Origin of the sequence: Paraburkholderia sp. BL25I1N1 (assembly GCF_003002025.1) — a bacterium.
In the GTDB taxonomy this organism is placed as follows: Bacteria; Pseudomonadota; Gammaproteobacteria; order Burkholderiales; family Burkholderiaceae; genus Paraburkholderia.
The window spans coordinates 81,798-99,667 of the sequence record NZ_PVZB01000021.1; the positions used below are offsets into that span (position 1 = coordinate 81,798).

A 17,870-nucleotide genomic window follows, 5' to 3' on the forward strand; every position below is an offset into this window, starting at 1 on the left:
CATTGCTCGTGGCTTCCCCGTTTTTGTTATGCACGTTGCGTGCGCCTCGCCCGCTATAACAGCCTTACTTCAACGCCGGCAAAATCTCCCCGACACACGCGCCGAAACCCACACGATAACCGTCACCCTGGCACCAACCGGCAAGCGTCAACTCATCGCCGTCTTCGATGAAACTGCGCGTGCCGCCTTCCTGCAACTCCAGCGGGTTCTTGCCGTTCCACGTCAATTCCAGCAGGCTGCCGAACGAGTCCTCCGTCGGTCCACTGATCGTGCCCGAGCCCATCAGATCGCCCACGCGGGTATTGCAGCCCGACACCGTGTGATGCGCGAGTTGCTGCGCCATCGTCCAGTACATGTGCTTGAAGTTGGTTCGCGAGATCGTGCTCGCCTGCTTCGCCTGCTGCGGGCGCAGCGTCACTTCCAGCGTGATATCAAAGGCATGGTCGCCGTCGTGACGCAGATACGCAAGCGGCTGCGGTTCCTGCGCCGGCTGCGCGACGCGGAACGGTTCCAGCGCGTCGAGCGTCACGATCCACGGCGAGACCGTGGTCGCGAAGGTCTTCGAATTGAACGGTCCGAGCGGCACGTATTCCCACTGCTGGATATCGCGCGCACTCCAGTCGTTCAACAGCACCATACCGAAGATATGCGCTTCGGCATTCGCGCACGCCACCGGCTCGCCCAATGCATTGCCCGCGCCGATCACGAAGCCGGTTTCCAGTTCGATATCCAGCTTGCGACACGCACCGAACACGGGACGATCCTGATCCGGCAACTTCAACTGCCCATTAGGACGACGCACCGGCGTGCCGCTCACCACCACCGACGACGCGCGTCCGTTGTAACCGATCGGCATCTCTGACCAGTTCGGCAGCAGCGCATTCTTAGGATCACGGAACATCGAGCCGACGTTCGTCGCATGCTCCTTCGACGAATAGAAATCGGTGTAGCCTGGAATCTTCAGCGGCAGATGCAATTGCGCATCGACCTGGCGGATCAGCGCGCGGCTACGCAATTCGGCGTCGTCGCGCAACGTCGCGTTATCGCGTGACAACAGCTTGCTCAACTGAATGCGCACGCCGCGCCATGCGTCACGACCGAGTGCGATGAAATCGTTCAGCGCGTCGCGCACGAACACGCTGTCGCCGGCATTCGACGAAGGCACGCTCAACAGACCCGCGCTTTCGAGCGCGGCCAGGTCGACGATGCTGCCGCCGATCGCAACGCCTACGCGGCGCGTCGCATTCAGGTCGTCGCTAAAAATACCGAACGGTAGATTCTGAATCGAAAAGTCGTTGGCCGAATCGTTGGCCGACTCGACCCAACTCTTGCGCGACGGATCGAGCGTCGCCTGAAGATCGCTCAATGCGTTCATCGTTGCTCCGGGTTGAAATGTTTCGTGAGCCCTTGCCAGCACTCGTAGTAATGCGCCTGCAATTGCGCGGTTTCGAGCGCGAAGCGCGTCGGCTTGATCAGCGTGCGGGTTTCGAACATGAAGGCCATCGTGTCGCCGACTTTCTTCGGCGTCGACGTATCGCTGTGCGAGGCTTTCTCGAACGTCTCCGCATCCGGGCCATGACCCGACATGCAGTTATGCAGGCTCGCGCCGCCCGGCACGAAGCCTTCGGCCTTGGCGTCGTACACGCCATGCACGAGGCCCATGAACTCGCTCGCCACGTTGCGATGGAACCATGGCGGGCGGAACGTATCTTCGGCGGCGAGCCAGCGCGGCGGGAAAATCACGAAGTCAATGCTATCGACGCCCGCCGTATCGGTTTGCGATTGCAGCACGAGGAAGATCGACGGATCCGGATGGTCGAAACTGATCGAGCCGATCGTGTTGAAGCGGCGCAGATCGTACTTGTACGGCGCGTAGTTGCCGTGCCACGCGACCACGTCGAGCGGCGAGTGGCCGATGTCCGCGCGCCACAGGTTGCCGTTCATCTTGGCGACCAACTCGAAGTCGCCCTCACGGTCTTCATAGGCCGCATGCGGCGTAAGGAAATCTCGCGGATTGGCAAGGCCGTTCGAGCCGATCGGCCCGAGATCCGGCAGACGCAACAACGCCCCGAAGTTCTCGCAGATGTAGCCGCGCGCCGCGCCATCCGGCAGGCTCACCGCGAAGCGCACGCCGCGCGGAATCACCGCGATTTCGAAGGGCTCGACGTCGAGCTTGCCGAGCTCGGTCGCGATGTGCAGACGTCCTTCCTGCGGCACGATCAGCAATTCGCCGTCGGCGGAATAGAAGAAGCGGTCCTGCATCGAGCGGTTCGCCGCGTACAGGTGGATCGCGCAGCCGCTCATCGATTCCGCCGCGCCGTTGCCCGCCATCGTCACCCAGCCGTCGATGAAGTCGGTCGGCTCGGCCGGCATCGGCAACGCGTCCCAGCGCAACTGATTGGGCGGCGTCGGCGGCACCTCGGCAAAGTTGGCGACGAGCCGCTCCGAAGGCAGTTGCGTGAACGGCATATGCACCGCCGCCGGACGAATCCGGTACAACCACGAACGGCGATTATGGCCACGCGGCGCGGTGAAGGCCGTGCCCGACAGTTGTTCGGCATATAGCCCATAAGCCGCGCGCTGCGGCGAATTGCGGCCTTGCGGCAACGCACCCGGCAAGGCCTCGGTGGCGAATTCGTTTGCGAAGCCCGACTGATAGCCCGGCTCGATTTCGAGCCGCGAGTTGCCTGTGTGCGGCGTACGGGTTTGGGTATCCATGCTAGGTTCTCCGTTGATACTCGATCTCGTCATTTCACGCGGTCCGCGGCTCGGACGGCCGGCCGCGTTGGCGTGTGGCGGCGGCCAGCGCGAGCAGCAGCAACTGGAACGCCGGGTGATGCGTTTCGCCGAGCACGTGCTCGACCTCGATCACATTGACGGCGGCCGCGGCCGGGTTCGCGCTCATTGGGTCGTCTCCTGATGCTGACTGGATGGAACGTTCGTTGGTGGCAGCGGGGTTGAACACCGCCCACAAGCGACTGTGATCGGCGCATGAACTGCGCGGACGACATGACCTATCCGCCATCACAATCGCATTGCAATTTACGTATAGTAAAACTAGTTACGAATAGTGAAATTAACGTAAACCCTGCAACGTCACCTGAAATCCCCGGGTCGCCCGTGGGCACAAGCGTTCGGCGGATAACGTTATGAGCAATTTGTTCATGTAAGCACGGTGCGGACTGCTACCATCAATGAATGCGGCAATCGCGTCGCGTTGCCCCGCGCCGAGCGCCTCACTATCGCCATCCATACGTCTACATGATCCCGCCGACCATTCCGAACCTCATTGCCCGCTCCGCCGACCATCCGTTTCTTGGCGAGCATCTGGTGATGGGGCAAGGCCTGCATCACGACGTCGCGCTGGCGCAATTCGACGGGTTCGAACTCGCCAGCGCGTATGAGCCGATCTTCGATATCAGCGTGCATGCGTTGGCGCAGTCGCTTTCGTCGGGGGTCGAGGGCGTGGATCGTTTCGGCGACGAACTCGGCTTCCAGGCCGTCACGCACCAGGTCGACGCGGCGCCGTTCGACGTGTTTGATCCGTTCGATCGCATCGCCGACGATCAGGAGTTGGTCGCGCTCGACCGCATGTCGCGTGCGCTGCATGCCATCAATTTCTTTGGCGCCCAGCGGCATGGTCTGCTCTTTCTGCGCGTGCACGAGCGGCTGCTCAAGAGCGTGAAGTACGACCACGGGCGGCATTTTTCGAGCGTGCTGGTGTCGTTCGGATTGAACCCGTCGCGAGTGGTGATCGAGTTGCCCGCAGCGGCGGTCGCGCACAAGACTTTTCTCGGCTATCTGACCAAGAGCTACCAGCACTACGGCTTCAAGGTGGCGGGCAATCTGTCCAACGCGGGGCAGATTCTGTCGGTGTCGGAGACCGCGCGGCTCGACTTTCTCAAGATGGATGCAGGGACCGCTTTGCGCGATGCCACCGTTAAACCGCTAGTGGGTTATGCAGGCCGGTTGCGAATTCCGCTGATCTTCAACCGTGTGGTGGATGAAGCGCAGTTCGAGGCGTTGCAGCAGTACGACGTGCGCTTCGTGCAAGGGCCATTGTTCAATGCGCATTATCACGACCGGGCCGTTTGAGCAGCGGGTTGGCTTGGTGCGTTGACCCGCGCCGCCCGCTTCAACCGGTCTCGCCCAAACGCCGCGCAAGCGCCAACAGCCGTGGCGCGACGTTGTCACGAAACACATCCTCTCCCATCGACGAAGCCGGCCCGCTGCAACTCAGCACCAGCCAGCGCCCTTCGCGCGGCTCGCGAAACGGCACCGCGACCGCGTTGACGTCGTCATGCCACGCGCGGAACGAATAGCAACAGCGCTGCTCGGCGAAGGCGGCGATTTCCTGCTCGGCGTCGGCGACCAGTTCGGCGCCCGCCTTGCCGGCCGCCTTTTTCAATTCCGCCAATAACGCGGCGCGCACGTCGAGCGATTGCACGGCCAGATAGGCGCGGCCCATCGAACTCGTCAGCATCGACAGTTTCGAACCGGATGCCAGCCCAAGCGTCAACGCGGTTTCGCTGCGGATTGTCTCCAGATAAATCATGTCGAGCCCGTCGCGGCAACCGAGCGAAACTGCCGCGCCTACGTCGCGTGCGAATACGCGCATGTGCGGGCGCGCGAGTTCGAGCGTGTCCGTACCCGAGAGCAGCGCGAAACCGAGCGACAACACGCCGGCGTCGAGCGCGTATTTGCCCAGCGTTTCGTCGAGCCGCAGATAACCGAGCACAGTCAGCGTATAGGCAAGACGGTTGACGGTCGCCTTCGGCAAACCCGTGCGTTCGACGAAGTCGCGATTGCCGAGCATCGTTTCGCCCGGCTTGAACGCGCGCAACAAATCCAGCCCGCGCGCCAGCGCGACGACAAATTTGCGCTCGTCGAGCGGTTCGGAGAGAGTAGATGTCGGCGTCATGGGGTGATACACTCGGACGTGGTTTGCAAAACATTGTTTCGCATAGCGGAACTCAAGTCAAGCGCAAACACGTTTCCGTCAAGCAAGGAATCAGGAGATAAGCCATGGCCGAGGCCGCGCAGTTTCACTGGGAAGACCCGTTGCTGCTGGATCAGCAACTCACCGAAGACGAACGCATGGTGCGCGACGCCGCCGCGGCTTACTCGCAAGACAAGCTGCAGCCGCGCGTGCTCGAAGCGTTCCGTCATGAGAAGACCGACATCGAGATCTTTCGCGAGATGGGCGAACTCGGCCTGCTCGGCCCGACCATTCCTGAGCAATACGGCGGCCCCGGTCTGAACTACGTGGCGTACGGTTTGATCGCGCGTGAAGTGGAACGCGTGGATTCGGGCTACCGGTCGATGATGTCCGTGCAGTCGTCGCTGGTCATGGTGCCGATCTATGAATTCGGCTCGGAAGCGCAGAAGCAGAAATACCTGCCGAACCTCGCCACCGGCGAATGGATCGGCTGCTTCGGCTTGACGGAGCCGAATCACGGCTCCGATCCGGGCAGCATGGTCACGCGGGCCAAGAAGGTCGACGGCGGCTATTCGTTGTCGGGCTCGAAGATGTGGATCACCAATTCGCCGATCGCCGACGTGTTCGTCGTGTGGGCGAAGCTCGAGGAAAACGGCAAGGACGCGATCCGCGGCTTCATTCTCGAGAAGGGCTGGAAGGGACTGTCGGCGCCTACCATCCACAGCAAGGTGGGTCTGCGCGCGTCGATCACCGGCGAGATCGTGCTCGACGAAGTGTTCGTGCCGGAAGAGAACCGTTTCCCCGAAGTCAGCGGCTTGCGCGGACCGTTCACGTGCCTGAATTCCGCGCGCTACGGCATCGCCTGGGGCGCGCTCGGTGCGGCTGAATCATGCTGGCACACCGCGCGTCAGTACGTGCTGGATCGCAAGCAGTTCGGCCGGCCGCTCGCCGCGAACCAGTTGATCCAGAAGAAGCTCGCTGACATGCAGACCGAAATCACGCTCGGCCTGCAAGGCGTGCTGCGTCTCGGCCGCATGAAGGACGAAGGCACCGCGGCCGTCGAGATCACCTCGATCATGAAGCGCAATTCATGCGGCAAGGCGCTGGACATTGCACGGCTCGCGCGCGACATGCTCGGCGGCAACGGCATCTCGGACGAGTTCGGCATCGCGCGGCATCTGGTGAATCTGGAAGTGGTGAACACCTATGAAGGCACGCACGACATTCATGCGCTGATTCTGGGGCGCGCGCAAACCGGCATTCAGGCTTTTTTCTGAAGGTTTTCTGAAGCGCGAATCGCGCGGGTTGCGCCGATTGCCGCGGGTTTGCGCAGCACAATAAAAAAGCCGGTTCACTCTTGAACCGGCTTTTTTTATTCGACCCAGCATGCCGCGGTTAGCGGCCCGCTTCGTAGCGCATCAGCCGCTTACTTGTTCGGCTGCGGCGTCATGCGCAGATACGGACGCAATGCCTTGTAGCCCTTCGGGAATTTCTGCTTGATGACCTCCTCATCCTTCAGCGACGGGACGATGACCACGTCATCGCCCTGCTTCCAGTTGCCCGGCGTGGCAACCGAGTGGCTGTCGGTGAGTTGCAGCGAATCGATCACGCGCAGTACTTCGTCGAAGTTGCGGCCAGTGCTCGCCGGATAGGTAATGATCAGGCGCACCTTCTTCTTCGGGTCGATCACGAACAGCGAACGCACCGTGAGCGTCTCATTGGCGTTCGGATGAATCATGTCGTACAGCTCGGCAACCTTGCGATCGCCGTCCGCGAGAATCGGGAAGCCGACGCTGGCGGCTTGAGTCTCGTTAATGTCTTTGATCCACTCTTTGTGCGACTCGGCGCTGTCCACCGACAATGCGATGGTCTTCACATTGCGCTTGTCGAACTCGTCGGCCAGCTTGGCGGTCAAGCCGAGTTCGGTCGTGCAGACCGGTGTGAAATCGGCCGGATGCGAGAACAACACGCCCCAACTATCGCCCAGCCATTCGTGGAATTTGATCGGGCCGACACTCGACTGCTGCTCGAAATCCGGTGCGATATCGCCAAGACGTAGACTCATTGTGCATCTCCTGTAGGTTTGGACATTGCCGCGCGAGCGTTCACGCGCGGCGCCCCGCAACGATAAAGCATACGGGAGTGACGGTGTATGACGAACCAACATCGCGTCACTACTTTATGCGTTTTTGTAATTTTCACCGATTTGGAGGAAACTTTGCGGGACAGATCAACTCCATCTCAAGCAAACTTCGTCTACACGTTGTGTGGCGACGGCGTTGTTTGTGGCTATGCTTCAAGCGGGAACGGTTCGTGCGATCTGGTCAACCAACCGGGCCCTGTGCTCGCCAGCGGCCGTTTCTTTGGTTACGATTCACGCGTGGCGTGAGACGAAGGGGAGCTGTCAATGTCGGAAATCAACAAGGAGAGATTGATGTCGGATATCAAAACCGTCCTCGCGGACGCTGAAGATCTGCTGAAACAGGCCGCGAGCGCCACCGGCGAGCGCGCTTCCGAATTGCGGGAAACGGCGCTGACGCGCCTGAAACAAGCGAGGGAAAAGGCGGCCGACGTTCAGGTCGTGGTGGTGGAAAAAGGCAAGAAAGCGGCCCGCGCCACGGACGACTACGTGCACGAGCATCCGTGGGCATCCATCGGCATTGCCGCCGGCGCCGGTGTGCTGCTTGGGCTATTGATCAACCGCAAGTAACACTGGCGATGCCGCCGGGCGTATTTCGTCCGGCGCACCAGCGAACCGAGTTGACCGGCGCACGCCTTGCCGGTCCGCTTCTTCTGGCGCGCGCGCGCGCCGGTTAGACCTTCACGCGCAACGCCCACAGCCATGACGATCGAAACACAATCGCAGCGCGGAGAACATAGTCCGTTGCGCCGCATAATCGGTTCCGTGTTTGCCATTCTGCAGACGCGGCTGGAACTGGTCGGCATCGAGCTCGCCGAAGAAAAGGACCGTTTGCTGGCCGTGCTGTTCCTCGGTCTTGCCGCGATGATGCTTGCCACCATGGCCTTGATCGCGCTGACTGCGCTGATCGCCATCGCGTTCTGGGACACCTACCGCTGGCAGGCGCTGGCAGGCATCACCGCGGTCTATGCGATCGCGGGACTAGCCTGTGCGCTGAAAGCGCGCAGCGGTTTGCGCAATGCGCCAATGGTGTTCGAGGCGACCCTCGCAGAGTTTGAAAAAGACCGCGACGTGTTCCGCAAACCGTGACCCGGAAGACGCCACGGTGTGACATCGCGCCTCGCGTCTTTGGTTCTGCGTCTTGCCTAACAGCCTTGCGCGAATTGCAGCGCCGTTCCGTTGCTCCACCTTCACTGCCGTCGACACGCCATGAGCCAGATCCATTCCGATACCGCGTTCCGTAACAAGCGCCACCAGGCCAAAGATCTGAGCGCACCGCATTTGCGCGCACTGCGCAAGGAGTTGCTGCTGGTGCGCGCGGATGTCGAGCGCATGGAACTCGCTCAGGCGACCATCGAGTTGCGACAAGCCGTCACGCACTTCAGTTGGCTCAAATTCATTTTGCCGGGCTTCGGCGGCATGCGCGTTGGTAAAGGCTCGAAGGCGAGCTTTCTTAACGCGGGCAGCATCGGCGCCCTCCTCAAACAGTATCCGCTCATCAGCTCGATCGCTTCGATCGTGCTTGCCAAGCCCCTGCGCACAACTGTCGTAGCCGGCGCCAAACCCGTGCTCAAGTGGGGCAGCGTTGGGCTTGCCGCGTGGGAAGCCTATCGGATCTGGCAGCAGATGAAGCGGGATTCAGCGGCGTCATCGGGCGGCAAGGTTGAGTCGGCGGATAGTCGAGACTGAGGGAAACGCCGCGTGGCGTTCCGCCTCGGTTCAGCTCGGTTCGGTTTGCTAGCTCGTATTCCAGCAGTCGCCGCTGGCGGCTGTCGAACCGGTTGCCGCGGGTTTGTTGCCACGTAGTCCTGTCGCATCGAGCGTGAAAATGCCGCACGTGTCGTCGTGCATCGGCCCGGCTTCACTCGGCGTTGCCTCGATCGCATAGCCACCGTTTGCATCGTCTGCGGGCAGCACGTACAGGTGATAGACGGCCGTGCCGAATTGCGGCGCCTGATCGAGGCCCGGGGGCAATGTTGGCGCGCTGTCGTTTGCCGCTCCTTCAATGAATTGAGCCGCGCGATAGAGCGCGGACGCCGCGTCGATTCGATGGGTTCGCGCAACATGGCTGCGATACGAAGGCACGGCAAAGACGGCCAGCGTGGCGGCGATCGCCAGCGTGATCATCAACTCGAGCAGCGTGAATCCGGATGCATGCGACTTCATGCCGCCTCCGTCAAAATGGCCTGGCGGCAACGCGGCGCCAATGACGTTCGATCTTCTCTCCATCGACCACCAGTTCCATTTGCAGCCATACCTGCGATTCGCCGGCGCGGCCGAAACCGCGCGAAGTTAATAAATACGCTCGCGCATCGGCACGAGTGGCGAGACGCCAGGCCTCGATCAGACATTGCGGTGCGCGCAGCGATCCTGGCCATTGCGCCACGGGCGTGACGGCTCCTGCTTCGAATGCCGCTGCGAGTTTCCATTGCGCCGGCACGCCGGATGCGACCGGCAGCGGTGCCGCGGACTGCGTGCTTGCAGCCGCGATGACACTGCGGGCGCATAAGGTTAGCGCCGAATCCGCGGCATGAAAGGCCTGCAAGTACTCGCGAACGTTGATGGTGCCGCGCGCAGCCGCCAGCGACGTTTCGAACCAGGCTGCTGAAGTGACCAGCATCATTGATGAAATCAGCAGGACGATCGGCAGCACCACGCCCCGTTGCCTGGTGCTCGGCACGGTGCACCGCGTTCGGCTGAGGTTTGCCAGGTTTGCCAGTTGACCGTGACGTCTCATGCACTTCCCCTCGGTCCGGCACGGCTGCTTTTCCCTTCGTGGCTTCGTCACAGCGAATCCTCCACGTGATTGCGTATCGCAACACGCCGCGAGAACGCCTGGCGCGGTCGTGAATCCGCACCGAGAGCACTTACGCCATCGCAATCGACATAGCGCGCACGCTGTTGCCCCTGCGGCATGCCGCGTACGAGCACGCAAAGATCGACGGCGACGATCTTCGCCCATTGATCGGCCATCACAGACGACGCGTCGATTGCGGCCAGCCCGCCAGCTAGCCAGCACTTGATCCGCAAGCGCTCGATGCCTTCTACCAGCGGCTGCGCGGACCCCGGCTTGCCGTTGCCCTCGCAGTAAAGTTCCGGCTCACCGGTCGAACCGCTGACCCTCGCGAAGTACCGGTTGACGACCGGCACGCCCTGGTCGCCGAGCGCGGCGCTGCTGCCAGGGACGGCCTGACCGAGACAGTCGGTCGTTTGCCCGCTGGTCGATGGCCACGTGGAGACGTTGTCCCCGACATAACGGACCGCGACACCATCCGAGTGACTGGGCAAGGTCTCGCAGGCGAGGCTATCGTCGGCGCCGACCGGGCGGCCGCCCGAACATCCGAACATCGGCGGTGGGCTGTTGTACCGCGCGATGTCCGCGGGTACGAAGCCGGCCATTTGCAATTGCGGGCCGATCAGCGTCAGCGCAGTCAGACCGGCTTCGCGAATCCGCATCGCATCGCTCGCGCGTTCGAATGCGCTCCGCTGCGTCCTGTAGAGCGAGACGGCACCCGCGGTCACCAGCAGCCCCAACGCCATCGCGATCACGAATTCGATCAAGGTATGGCCGCGAGCAGGGTTCGAACGCCGCGTCATTTTGCAAACGCCAGCACGACGCATGAAGAGCCCACGGGCAGATCCACTCCGCCGCAAGGCGCGGGCTTGTCGATCACGTCGTCGGAATGTGGCAAGTCGCGCAGCGATGCCCAAGTCACGCGTGCAGCGGACACGCCCCCGATGTCACCCACCGAGGCGTCGCCGTGCGGCAAAAGTTTCGCTGCCCGCGCGTTCCATTGTCTGATTGCGGAGTCGCCCGAAGTGGGAGCACACATGGCCTCCACGACGGAATCGGCTATCCAGGCAGCATGTTCGCGCAGGGACATCGCGCGGGCCTCGCGCGCGGTCCATAACTGACCGGCGATCAAGCCGAGCGCCGTGACGGCAATCAACGCGACCGCCAGCATGACTTCGATCAATGAACTGCCGACCCACCTGGACTCGCGGCAGCGCGAGTGCGGACTCCGCGAATATCGGCTCATGACGCGGCTCCGCATGCGCCCTCAACGATCCGCGCGCGGCCGCCCGCCGCAATGCGAATGCAGCGTCGCCACTTGTCTCCTTGTGTCGCTTTCGACGGTGCACGCGGCGCGATATCGAAACTGCGAAACGTGCCGATCAATTGGCCCGCCGGGGGCGTGAACGTGAGATTCGTCTGCGTGCCGGCGATGCTCACGGCCGCAAGCAGAGGTTGCGCACGCAATAGCGATAGCGCACCGCCTCGTTCGGCCAGCACGGCCCAACCACACGACCAGTCAGCGACGCCGTTGCCGCACGGTTGCCCCGCGGCAAGACAATGCCGCGCTGCGTCGATGCGGCATACGGTGACTCGTGCGCCTCGGCGTAGCGCTTCACTGCGCGCATAAGCGAGCGTCGAGGCAAGCGCCTTCGCGCGGGCGTCGACCTGGTCTCGCACGTGCCACGATACGAATGACGGCGTGGCCATCACAGCGACCACGGCCAGCAGCGCGATAACAGCCAGTGTTTCGACAAGCGTGAAGCCACGATATCGCGGCGGACGGACTGCGTTCCGATTCATCTGCATCCCTGATCGATTCGAAGAATGCAGCCAATCTAGCCGTTTGCAAATCGTCCAACAATCGGCCGAACGGCCAGGTGGCACTCAGACGCTAGTCCGCGCAAAAATGCACGCGACGAACCATTACGGCAGCGGGAGATGCGGATGCGCGAAACAACGCGGAACAGAACGGGAATTCAAACGCAACGCGCGATGCGACTGCGTTCAGCGCTTGCGGGAAGGCTTGGGAGGAGAAGAGGCGCGGCGAAATTCTTCGATCACGTCTTCGAATTCGGAGACGTCTTCAAAGCGCCGGTAGACGGAAGCAAAACGAACGTAGGCAATGGTATCGAGCGCACGCAATTCATTCATCACGAGCTCGCCCAGGCGCTCGCTGCGCACTTCGCGCTCGCCGCTGCCGAGCAACAGATACTCGATGCGGGCAACCGCGGCGTCGATCGCGTCCGCTGCCACCGGGCGCTTGCGCAGCGCCAGTTGCATGCTCGCGACGATCTTGCGGCGGTCGAACTCAGTACGGCTACCATCCTTCTTGACGACCGACGGCAACGCCAGCTCGACCCGCTCATACGTCGTAAAACGTTTGTCGCAGGCCGGGCAGCGGCGGCGCCGGCGAATCGTCGCGCCGTCTTCGGATACGCGCGAGTCGACCACCTGCGTATCGGCGTGACGGCAGAAGGGGCAATGCATGGCGGCTTAGCGGTAAACGGGAAAGCGCTGCGTCAGCTCAGCGACTTGCCCGCGCACGCGTTCGATCGTGGCGGCGTCTTCCGGATTGTCGAGCACGTCGGCGATCAGGTTACCCACCTGCTCCGCTTCCTTGACGCCGAAACCGCGCGTGGTCATGGCCGGCGAGCCGAGGCGCACGCCGCTCGTCACGAACGGCTTTTCCGGATCGTTCGGGATCGCGTTCTTGTTGACCGTGATGTGAGCGGCGCCCAGCGCGGCTTCCGCAGCCTTGCCGGTGATCTTCTTCGCACGCAGGTCGACGAGCATGACGTGGCTTTCGGTGCGGCCCGACACGATGCGCAGACCGCGCTTGACCAGCGTCTCAGCGAGCACGCGCGCGTTTTCGACGACTTGCTGCTGATATGCCTTGAATTCCGGCGACAGGGCTTCCTTGAACGCGACAGCCTTGCCGGCGATCACGTGCATCAGCGGACCGCCTTGAATGCCGGGGAAAATTGCCGAATTGATCTGTTTTTCGAACTCGGCCTTCATCAGGATCACGCCGCCGCGCGGGCCACGCAGGCTCTTGTGCGTGGTGGTGGTGACAAAATCGGCGTGCGGAACCGGGTTCGGATAGACGCCCGCGGCGATCAGGCCGGCGTAATGCGCCATGTCGACCATGAAGTACGCGCCGACCGACTTGGCGATTTTCGACATGCGTTCGAAATCGATACGCAGCGAAAACGCGGACGCCCCTGCCACGATCAGCTTCGGCTTGTGTTCCTGAGCGAGTTTCTCCGCGGCATCGTAGTCGATGTCTTCGGCTTCGTTCAGGCCGTAGCTGACTACGTTGAACCACTTGCCCGACATGTTGACCGGCGAACCGTGCGTAAGGTGGCCACCGTGCGCGAGGCTCATGCCCATGATCGTGTCGCCCGGCTTGAGCATGGCGAAAAACACGCCCTGGTTGGCCTGCGAGCCGGAGTTCGGCTGCACGTTCGCGGCTTCGGCGCCGAACAGTTGCTTCACGCGGTCGATCGCCAGTTGCTCGGCGACGTCAACGTACTCGCAGCCGCCGTAATAGCGCTTGCCCGGATACCCTTCAGCGTACTTGTTCGTGAGTTGCGAGCCTTGTGCAGCCATGACAGCCGGGCTCGTGTAGTTTTCCGACGCGATCAGTTCGATATGTTCTTCCTGACGGCGGTTTTCCTGCTCGATGACCTTCCAGAGTTCAGGATCGACGTTGGCGATGGTGCTTTGGGCTCTGTCAAACATACGGATTCCGTTGAATGTGTTCAGGTTGACCGGATCGTGCGCCGAATCTTGCGTAGAGGGTACGCAGCGCTGCTGGCGGCTGGGCCAGCCCTGACGTGGCGGATGGAGAGTCGCCGCACACGCGAGGCAGGACAGCCACCGTCAGCGCAGATCAATGCGCGCGGATCACGGCTGCCCAGGCGAACGGCAAAACGGCACCCCGCGCTTCACGGTGGGTTGTTCCACCTTGAACCCGGTTGTTTGAACCGGTTCTATCGCCAGTCACGCAGGGATGAGCGCGTTAGTTTATTGGAAGCGGATCGAATAGGCAACCGGGTTGCGGGCGCTTTCACAGGTGCCCGACGGGCGGGCTCCAGAGCCGTCTCATGCGGTGCGCAAACGTCTGAGGGAAACCCTGCGGAAACTCGCGGCGCGTCCTTGCCGCGGCCTCTCGTACGGCTGGTTCATCCTTGCCGCAGCGCCGCAATGGAAGTAGGCTTGGGGCCTTTCTCTCCTACCAGCCTGGGAACCACTGCAATGATCGTGTTCGTCACCGGAGCGTCCGCGGGATTCGGCGCCGCCATCGCTCGCGCCTTCGTCAAAGGCGGCCATCGCGTCGTCGCCACTGCTCGCCGCAAAGACCGCCTGCAAGAACTCGCCGACGAACTCGGCGACGCGCTTTTGCCGTACGAGCTCGACGTGCGCGACCGCGTCGCCGTCGAAGCCGTGCCGGCCTCGCTGCCGGCCGATTTCGCCGCCATCGACGTGCTGGTCAACAATGCCGGCCTTGCCCTCGGCATCGAACCGGCGCAGAAAGCGAATCTTGACGAATGGAACACCATGATCGAGACCAACTGTACAGGGCTCGTTCAAGTCACGCATGCCCTCCTGCCCGGCATGGTGGAGCGCAATCGCGGCCACATTTTCAATCTCGGCTCGGCAGCCGGCAGTTGGCCGTACGCGGGCGGCAACGTCTACGGGGCCACCAAGGCGTTCGTGCATCAGTTCAGCCTGAATCTGCGCGCCGATCTCGCCGGCACCGCACTGCGGGTGACGAACGTGGAGCCGGGCCTGTGCGGCGGCACCGAATTCTCGAACGTGCGTTTTCGCGGCGACGACGCGAAGGCCGGCAAAATGTACGAAAACGTGCAGCCGCTGACGCCTGAAGACATCGCCGACTCGATCTACTGGATCGCCACGCGCCCGGCGCACGTCAACATCAACACGATCGAACTGATGCCGGTGGCGCAATCGTTCTCCGCATTGTCCGTCCATCGCGGCTGAAATCCCGGCTGAAGCCCGCCGGACGGGGCGCACATCTTGAAACAGACCTGCGGGTGTGCGTTCCGGTAAAATGCGCCGCATGAATATGTCGACCAGCCAGCCCGGCGAGGAAATCGGCTACACGTGGCCAATCCGCGTGTACTACGAAGATACCGACGCCGGCGGCATCGTGTTTTACGCGAATTACCTGAAATTTTTCGAACGTGCGCGCACCGAGTGGCTGCGCGCGTGCGGCGTCGACCAGAATCGGCTCGCGGACGAAGCGGGCGCGATTTTCATCGTCCGCAGCACCGCGGTCGATTATCGGGCGCCGGCCCGGCTAGACGACATGGTCAACGTGGTCAGCCGGATCGAGCGGCTCGGCAGAGCGTCGGTCGATTTCGCGCAGGAAGCGTGGCGGGACGGCACGCTGCTTGCTACCGGTTCCGTCCGGGTCGGCTGCGTGGACCGCATTGCGCTGCGGCCGACCGCGATTCCCTCGCCGGTTCTTGCCGCCTTGCGGCGCGGGCCAAGCGCGAGCGAGCCCGGCGTGTCAACGGATAAAGACTGAACCCCGTTGTTATGGGGCCAGTGAACTCGTAACGATCAAGCAACACAAAGCATGGTTCGGCTTGCAATATCGCCGATGCTTCCGTTTTGCTCACGGCAAGCTTCGAGTGGCCTTGCAGCCGGACGCCCCCTTCCGGGACGTTAAAACGAACCTTTATGAACACTACACAAGATCTGTCGATCGTTTCACTCGTACTTAACGCAAGCCTGCTGGCGCAGGCTGTCATGGCTCTGCTGCTGTTGCTGTCGCTGCTGTCGTGGACTTTCATCTTCCGCAAGTGGTTTGCGATCCGCCGGGCGCGCGCGCAAACTGAGCGTTTCGAACGCGATTTCTGGTCGGGCGGCGACCTGCAGGCGCTTTATCAAAGCGCCGCGAACAACCGGCACACCATCGGCGCACTGGAACGGATTTTCGAGTCCGGCATGCGCGAATTCCTGAAGGGCAAGGAAAAGCGCCTGAACGATCCGGGCGCGATTCTCGACGGCGCACGGCGCGCCATGCGTGCTGCGTTCCAGCGTGAAATGGATGTGCTCGAAGCCAATCTCGCGTTTCTCGCGTCGGTCGGTTCGGTCAGCCCGTATATCGGTCTGTTCGGCACGGTGTGGGGGATCATGAATGCGTTCCGCGGCCTCGCCAACGTGCAGCAGGCCACGCTCGCCAACGTCGCGCCGGGCATTGCCGAAGCGCTGACCGCCACCGCGATCGGCCTGTTCGCCGCGATTCCGGCCGTGGTTGCCTACAACCGCTACGCGCACGATATCGACCGCTTGGCAATCCGCTTCGAAACCTTCATCGAAGAGTTCTCGAACATCCTGCAGCGTCAGGCACAGTAAGGAGTCCACGATGGCAGGCTCTCGCTCCTCCAGCATGCGCGGCAGCCGCTCGCGCCGCGCGATGGCCGACATCAACGTCGTGCCGTACATCGACGTGATGCTCGTGCTGCTCGTGATCTTCATGGTGACCGCGCCGCTCGTGGCCCCGTCGATCGTCAATCTGCCGACCGTCGGCGGCGCCGCGCCGCAGCAGCAAACGCCGCCCGTGATCGTGAACATTCGCGCGGACGGCAACATGAGCGTCAAATACAAGGACGATTCGGGCGCGCAGCAGCAGGAGAACATGACGAAAGCCGATCTGAACGGCTTCATCGCCGATCGCGCGCAATCGCATCCTGATCAGCCCGTCGTGATCGCGGCCGACAAGACCGTCAAGTACGAAGTCGTCATGAACGTGATGTCCGAACTGAAAGCTCGCGGCGTCAAGCGCGTTGGATTGCTCGTCAAATCGCAATGATCCGCAAGAATTCCGAATACCCGCTCCAGCCACCGCGTGAACGCGGCACCGGGCGAGCCTTTGCGTTCGCGCTGGTGATGCACGCGCTGCTCGGGTTCTTCCTGTACCACGGCATTCAGTGGCAAAACAGTACGCCGGAAGGCGCGGAAGCGGAGCTGTGGACAGAAGTGCCGGATACTGCGATTCCGCGTCCCGTGCCGCCGCCAGTGCCCGTTCCCGTGGCCCCTGCCCCGCCGGTGCGAGACGAACAGGCCGACATCGCGCTGCAGGAAAAGAAACGTCAGCAGCAGGAAGCGGCTCGCGAGGCGCAGTTGGCTGAACAGCAACGTCAGCAGAAACTGCAGGCGCAGCAGGAAGCCGAGGCAAAGCGTCAGCAACAACTTGCGGCGGAGCAGGCGGCGCAACTCGCCGCGCAGAAAGCCGCGGCAGCCAAACAGAAGCAGCAGCAACAGCAGGCCGACAAGCAGAAGCAACAGCAATTGGCTGAGCAGCAAAAGCAGCAGCAGCTGAAAGAACAGCAGTTGAAAGAGCAGCAGCAGGAACAGCAGAAGCAGGCCGAGGCCGAAGCGCAGAAGAAAGCCGACGCGCAGAAAGCCGCGAAGGCCAAGGCGCAAGCCGACGCCGCGGCGCAAGCGAAGAAGCTGGATGCCGAACGTCGCGCGCGACTCGCGCAAATGCAAGGCCTCGCGACCGGCGGCACCGGCTCGACCACCAGCGATGGGCTTGGCAAGAGCGGCACGGGCAGCGGCTCGGGGGGCACGGCGACATCGCCGGGGTACTCCGACAAGGTGCGGCGTGCCGTGCGCCCGAATATCTCGTGGGGCGGCGAAACGAGCGGTCTGGAGACGGTGGTCTCCGTGCGCTGCTCACCGACGGGTACCTTGCTGGGTGCCACGATTTCGCGCAGCAGTGGCAACGCTGCGTGGGACGACGCCGCGCTACGAGCGGTTCAGCGTACCGATCCGATGCCTCAGGACATCAATGGCAAGACGCCGCCAAGCTTCCTGATTACGTTGCGCCCGGCCGGTTGATTCACAGTAGTTTGACAGTCAGTTGACAGCAGACTCTGCGCCCTGCCCACCGGGGCGCGCTCGGGAACGAATTAGTTCTTTTCGGGTCTGTCTGCTGTCTTGAAGCGTTAGTAAACCGT

23 protein-coding genes and 1 riboswitch are annotated in these 17,870 nt (G+C 62.4%); of the genes, 11 read left to right on the top strand and 12 right to left on the bottom strand.

Annotated elements, in window-relative coordinates; genetic code table 11:
* Positions 1-64: 64 nt before the first annotated feature.
* The 3 genes from fahA to B0G73_RS40680 are packed head-to-tail and all read right to left on the bottom strand — an operon-like array spanning position 65 to position 2,905.
* Complete coding sequence (gene fahA / locus B0G73_RS28180; protein ID WP_106284460.1) at positions 65-1,375, bottom strand: fumarylacetoacetase; 1,311 nt, start codon at positions 1,373-1,375, stop codon at positions 65-67.
* Positions 1,372-2,718, bottom strand: coding sequence for a homogentisate 1,2-dioxygenase (hmgA, locus tag B0G73_RS28185; protein ID WP_106284461.1), 1,347 nt, complete (start codon positions 2,716-2,718; stop codon positions 1,372-1,374). The genes fahA and hmgA overlap by 4 nt, the downstream gene beginning before the upstream one ends.
* 34 nt (positions 2,719-2,752) lie before the next feature.
* Positions 2,753-2,905, bottom strand: a complete 153-nt coding sequence (locus B0G73_RS40680) for a hypothetical protein (RefSeq protein ID WP_181196662.1) — start codon at positions 2,903-2,905, stop codon at positions 2,753-2,755.
* Between the two features lie 356 nt (positions 2,906-3,261).
* On the opposite strand from B0G73_RS40680, the gene B0G73_RS28190 reads away from it, so the two are divergent.
* Positions 3,262-4,095: an EAL domain-containing protein gene (locus tag B0G73_RS28190; RefSeq protein ID WP_106284462.1), complete on the top strand. Its 834-nt coding sequence runs from the start codon at positions 3,262-3,264 to the stop codon at positions 4,093-4,095.
* 40 nt (positions 4,096-4,135) lie between these two features.
* On the opposite strand, the gene B0G73_RS28195 is transcribed toward B0G73_RS28190, so the two are convergent.
* Positions 4,136-4,921: an IclR family transcriptional regulator gene (locus B0G73_RS28195; RefSeq protein WP_106284463.1), complete on the bottom strand. Its 786-nt coding sequence runs from the start codon at positions 4,919-4,921 to the stop codon at positions 4,136-4,138.
* Positions 4,922-5,025: 104 nt separating this feature from the next.
* Between B0G73_RS28195 and B0G73_RS28200 the strand changes: the two genes are divergently transcribed.
* Entirely contained in the window at positions 5,026-6,216 is a 1,191-nt protein-coding gene (locus tag B0G73_RS28200; protein WP_106284464.1) for an acyl-CoA dehydrogenase, read from the top strand.
* A gap of 149 nt (positions 6,217-6,365) precedes the next feature.
* Here B0G73_RS28200 and B0G73_RS28205 read toward each other — a convergent pair whose 3' ends face one another.
* Positions 6,366-7,004, bottom strand: a complete 639-nt coding sequence (locus tag B0G73_RS28205) for a peroxiredoxin (protein WP_106284465.1) — start codon at positions 7,002-7,004, stop codon at positions 6,366-6,368.
* Between the two features lie 87 nt (positions 7,005-7,091).
* On the opposite strand from B0G73_RS28205, the gene B0G73_RS40170 reads away from it, so the two are divergent.
* The 4 genes from B0G73_RS40170 to B0G73_RS28220 all read left to right on the top strand — a co-directional run bounded on the left by B0G73_RS40170 (position 7,092) and on the right by B0G73_RS28220 (position 8,768).
* Positions 7,092-7,328: a hypothetical protein gene (locus B0G73_RS40170; RefSeq protein WP_146144245.1), complete on the top strand. Its 237-nt coding sequence runs from the start codon at positions 7,092-7,094 to the stop codon at positions 7,326-7,328.
* Between the two features lie 18 nt (positions 7,329-7,346).
* On the top strand, positions 7,347-7,649 hold the full coding sequence (locus B0G73_RS28210; RefSeq protein ID WP_011486909.1) for a YqjD family protein: 303 nt from the start codon (positions 7,347-7,349) through the stop codon (positions 7,647-7,649).
* Positions 7,650-7,781: 132 nt separating this feature from the next.
* On the top strand, positions 7,782-8,168 hold the full coding sequence (locus tag B0G73_RS28215) for a phage holin family protein (RefSeq protein ID WP_106284466.1): 387 nt from the start codon (positions 7,782-7,784) through the stop codon (positions 8,166-8,168).
* Between the two features lie 120 nt (positions 8,169-8,288).
* Complete coding sequence (locus B0G73_RS28220) at positions 8,289-8,768, top strand: DUF3318 domain-containing protein (RefSeq protein WP_106284467.1); 480 nt, start codon at positions 8,289-8,291, stop codon at positions 8,766-8,768.
* 48 nt (positions 8,769-8,816) lie between these two features.
* Here the strand turns inward: B0G73_RS28220 and B0G73_RS28225 are convergent, their stop codons facing one another.
* The 7 genes from B0G73_RS28225 to glyA all read right to left on the bottom strand — a co-directional run bounded on the left by B0G73_RS28225 (position 8,817) and on the right by glyA (position 13,617).
* On the bottom strand, positions 8,817-9,245 hold the full coding sequence (locus B0G73_RS28225; RefSeq protein ID WP_106284468.1) for a type IV pilin protein: 429 nt from the start codon (positions 9,243-9,245) through the stop codon (positions 8,817-8,819).
* A gap of 10 nt (positions 9,246-9,255) precedes the next feature.
* The gene (locus B0G73_RS28230) at positions 9,256-9,816 is read right to left on the bottom strand and encodes a hypothetical protein (protein WP_374957039.1); all 561 of its coding nucleotides are present in this window, start codon (positions 9,814-9,816) and stop codon (positions 9,256-9,258) included.
* Positions 9,817-9,863: 47 nt separating this feature from the next.
* Complete coding sequence (locus B0G73_RS28235) at positions 9,864-10,676, bottom strand: PilW family protein (RefSeq protein ID WP_106284469.1); 813 nt, start codon at positions 10,674-10,676, stop codon at positions 9,864-9,866.
* Positions 10,673-11,119 (bottom strand): hypothetical protein, encoded by a 447-nt coding sequence (locus B0G73_RS28240; protein ID WP_106284470.1) that lies wholly within the window; start codon positions 11,117-11,119, stop codon positions 10,673-10,675. Before B0G73_RS28240 ends, B0G73_RS28235 begins: the two co-directional genes overlap by 4 nt.
* Positions 11,116-11,676, bottom strand: coding sequence for a GspH/FimT family pseudopilin (locus tag B0G73_RS28245; protein ID WP_258193610.1), 561 nt, complete (start codon positions 11,674-11,676; stop codon positions 11,116-11,118). The genes B0G73_RS28240 and B0G73_RS28245 overlap by 4 nt, the downstream gene beginning before the upstream one ends.
* Before the next feature lie 204 nt (positions 11,677-11,880).
* Positions 11,881-12,363, bottom strand: coding sequence for a transcriptional regulator NrdR (gene nrdR, locus B0G73_RS28250; RefSeq protein ID WP_012431825.1), 483 nt, complete (start codon positions 12,361-12,363; stop codon positions 11,881-11,883).
* Between the two features lie 6 nt (positions 12,364-12,369).
* The gene (gene glyA / locus B0G73_RS28255; RefSeq protein ID WP_012431824.1) at positions 12,370-13,617 is read right to left on the bottom strand and encodes a serine hydroxymethyltransferase; all 1,248 of its coding nucleotides are present in this window, start codon (positions 13,615-13,617) and stop codon (positions 12,370-12,372) included.
* Between the two features lie 166 nt (positions 13,618-13,783).
* Positions 13,784-13,892: riboswitch (ZMP/ZTP riboswitch) on the bottom strand.
* A 241-nt stretch (positions 13,893-14,133) separates the two neighbouring features.
* On the opposite strand from glyA, the gene ydfG reads away from it, so the two are divergent.
* The 5 genes from ydfG (at position 14,134) to tolA (ending at position 17,751) form a co-directional block, all read left to right on the top strand.
* Entirely contained in the window at positions 14,134-14,880 is a 747-nt protein-coding gene (gene ydfG, locus B0G73_RS28265) for a bifunctional NADP-dependent 3-hydroxy acid dehydrogenase/3-hydroxypropionate dehydrogenase YdfG (RefSeq protein ID WP_106284472.1), read from the top strand.
* Between the two features lie 70 nt (positions 14,881-14,950).
* Positions 14,951-15,430, top strand: coding sequence for a tol-pal system-associated acyl-CoA thioesterase (gene ybgC / locus B0G73_RS28270; RefSeq protein ID WP_106284473.1), 480 nt, complete (start codon positions 14,951-14,953; stop codon positions 15,428-15,430).
* 155 nt (positions 15,431-15,585) lie between these two features.
* Positions 15,586-16,263: a protein TolQ gene (tolQ, locus tag B0G73_RS28275; RefSeq protein ID WP_007179119.1), complete on the top strand. Its 678-nt coding sequence runs from the start codon at positions 15,586-15,588 to the stop codon at positions 16,261-16,263.
* Positions 16,264-16,273: 10 nt separating this feature from the next.
* The gene (gene tolR, locus B0G73_RS28280; RefSeq protein ID WP_012431820.1) at positions 16,274-16,720 is read left to right on the top strand and encodes a protein TolR; all 447 of its coding nucleotides are present in this window, start codon (positions 16,274-16,276) and stop codon (positions 16,718-16,720) included.
* Positions 16,717-17,751, top strand: coding sequence for a cell envelope integrity protein TolA (gene tolA, locus B0G73_RS28285; RefSeq protein ID WP_106284474.1), 1,035 nt, complete (start codon positions 16,717-16,719; stop codon positions 17,749-17,751). The genes tolR and tolA overlap by 4 nt, the downstream gene beginning before the upstream one ends.
* Positions 17,752-17,870: the final 119 nt, after the last annotated feature.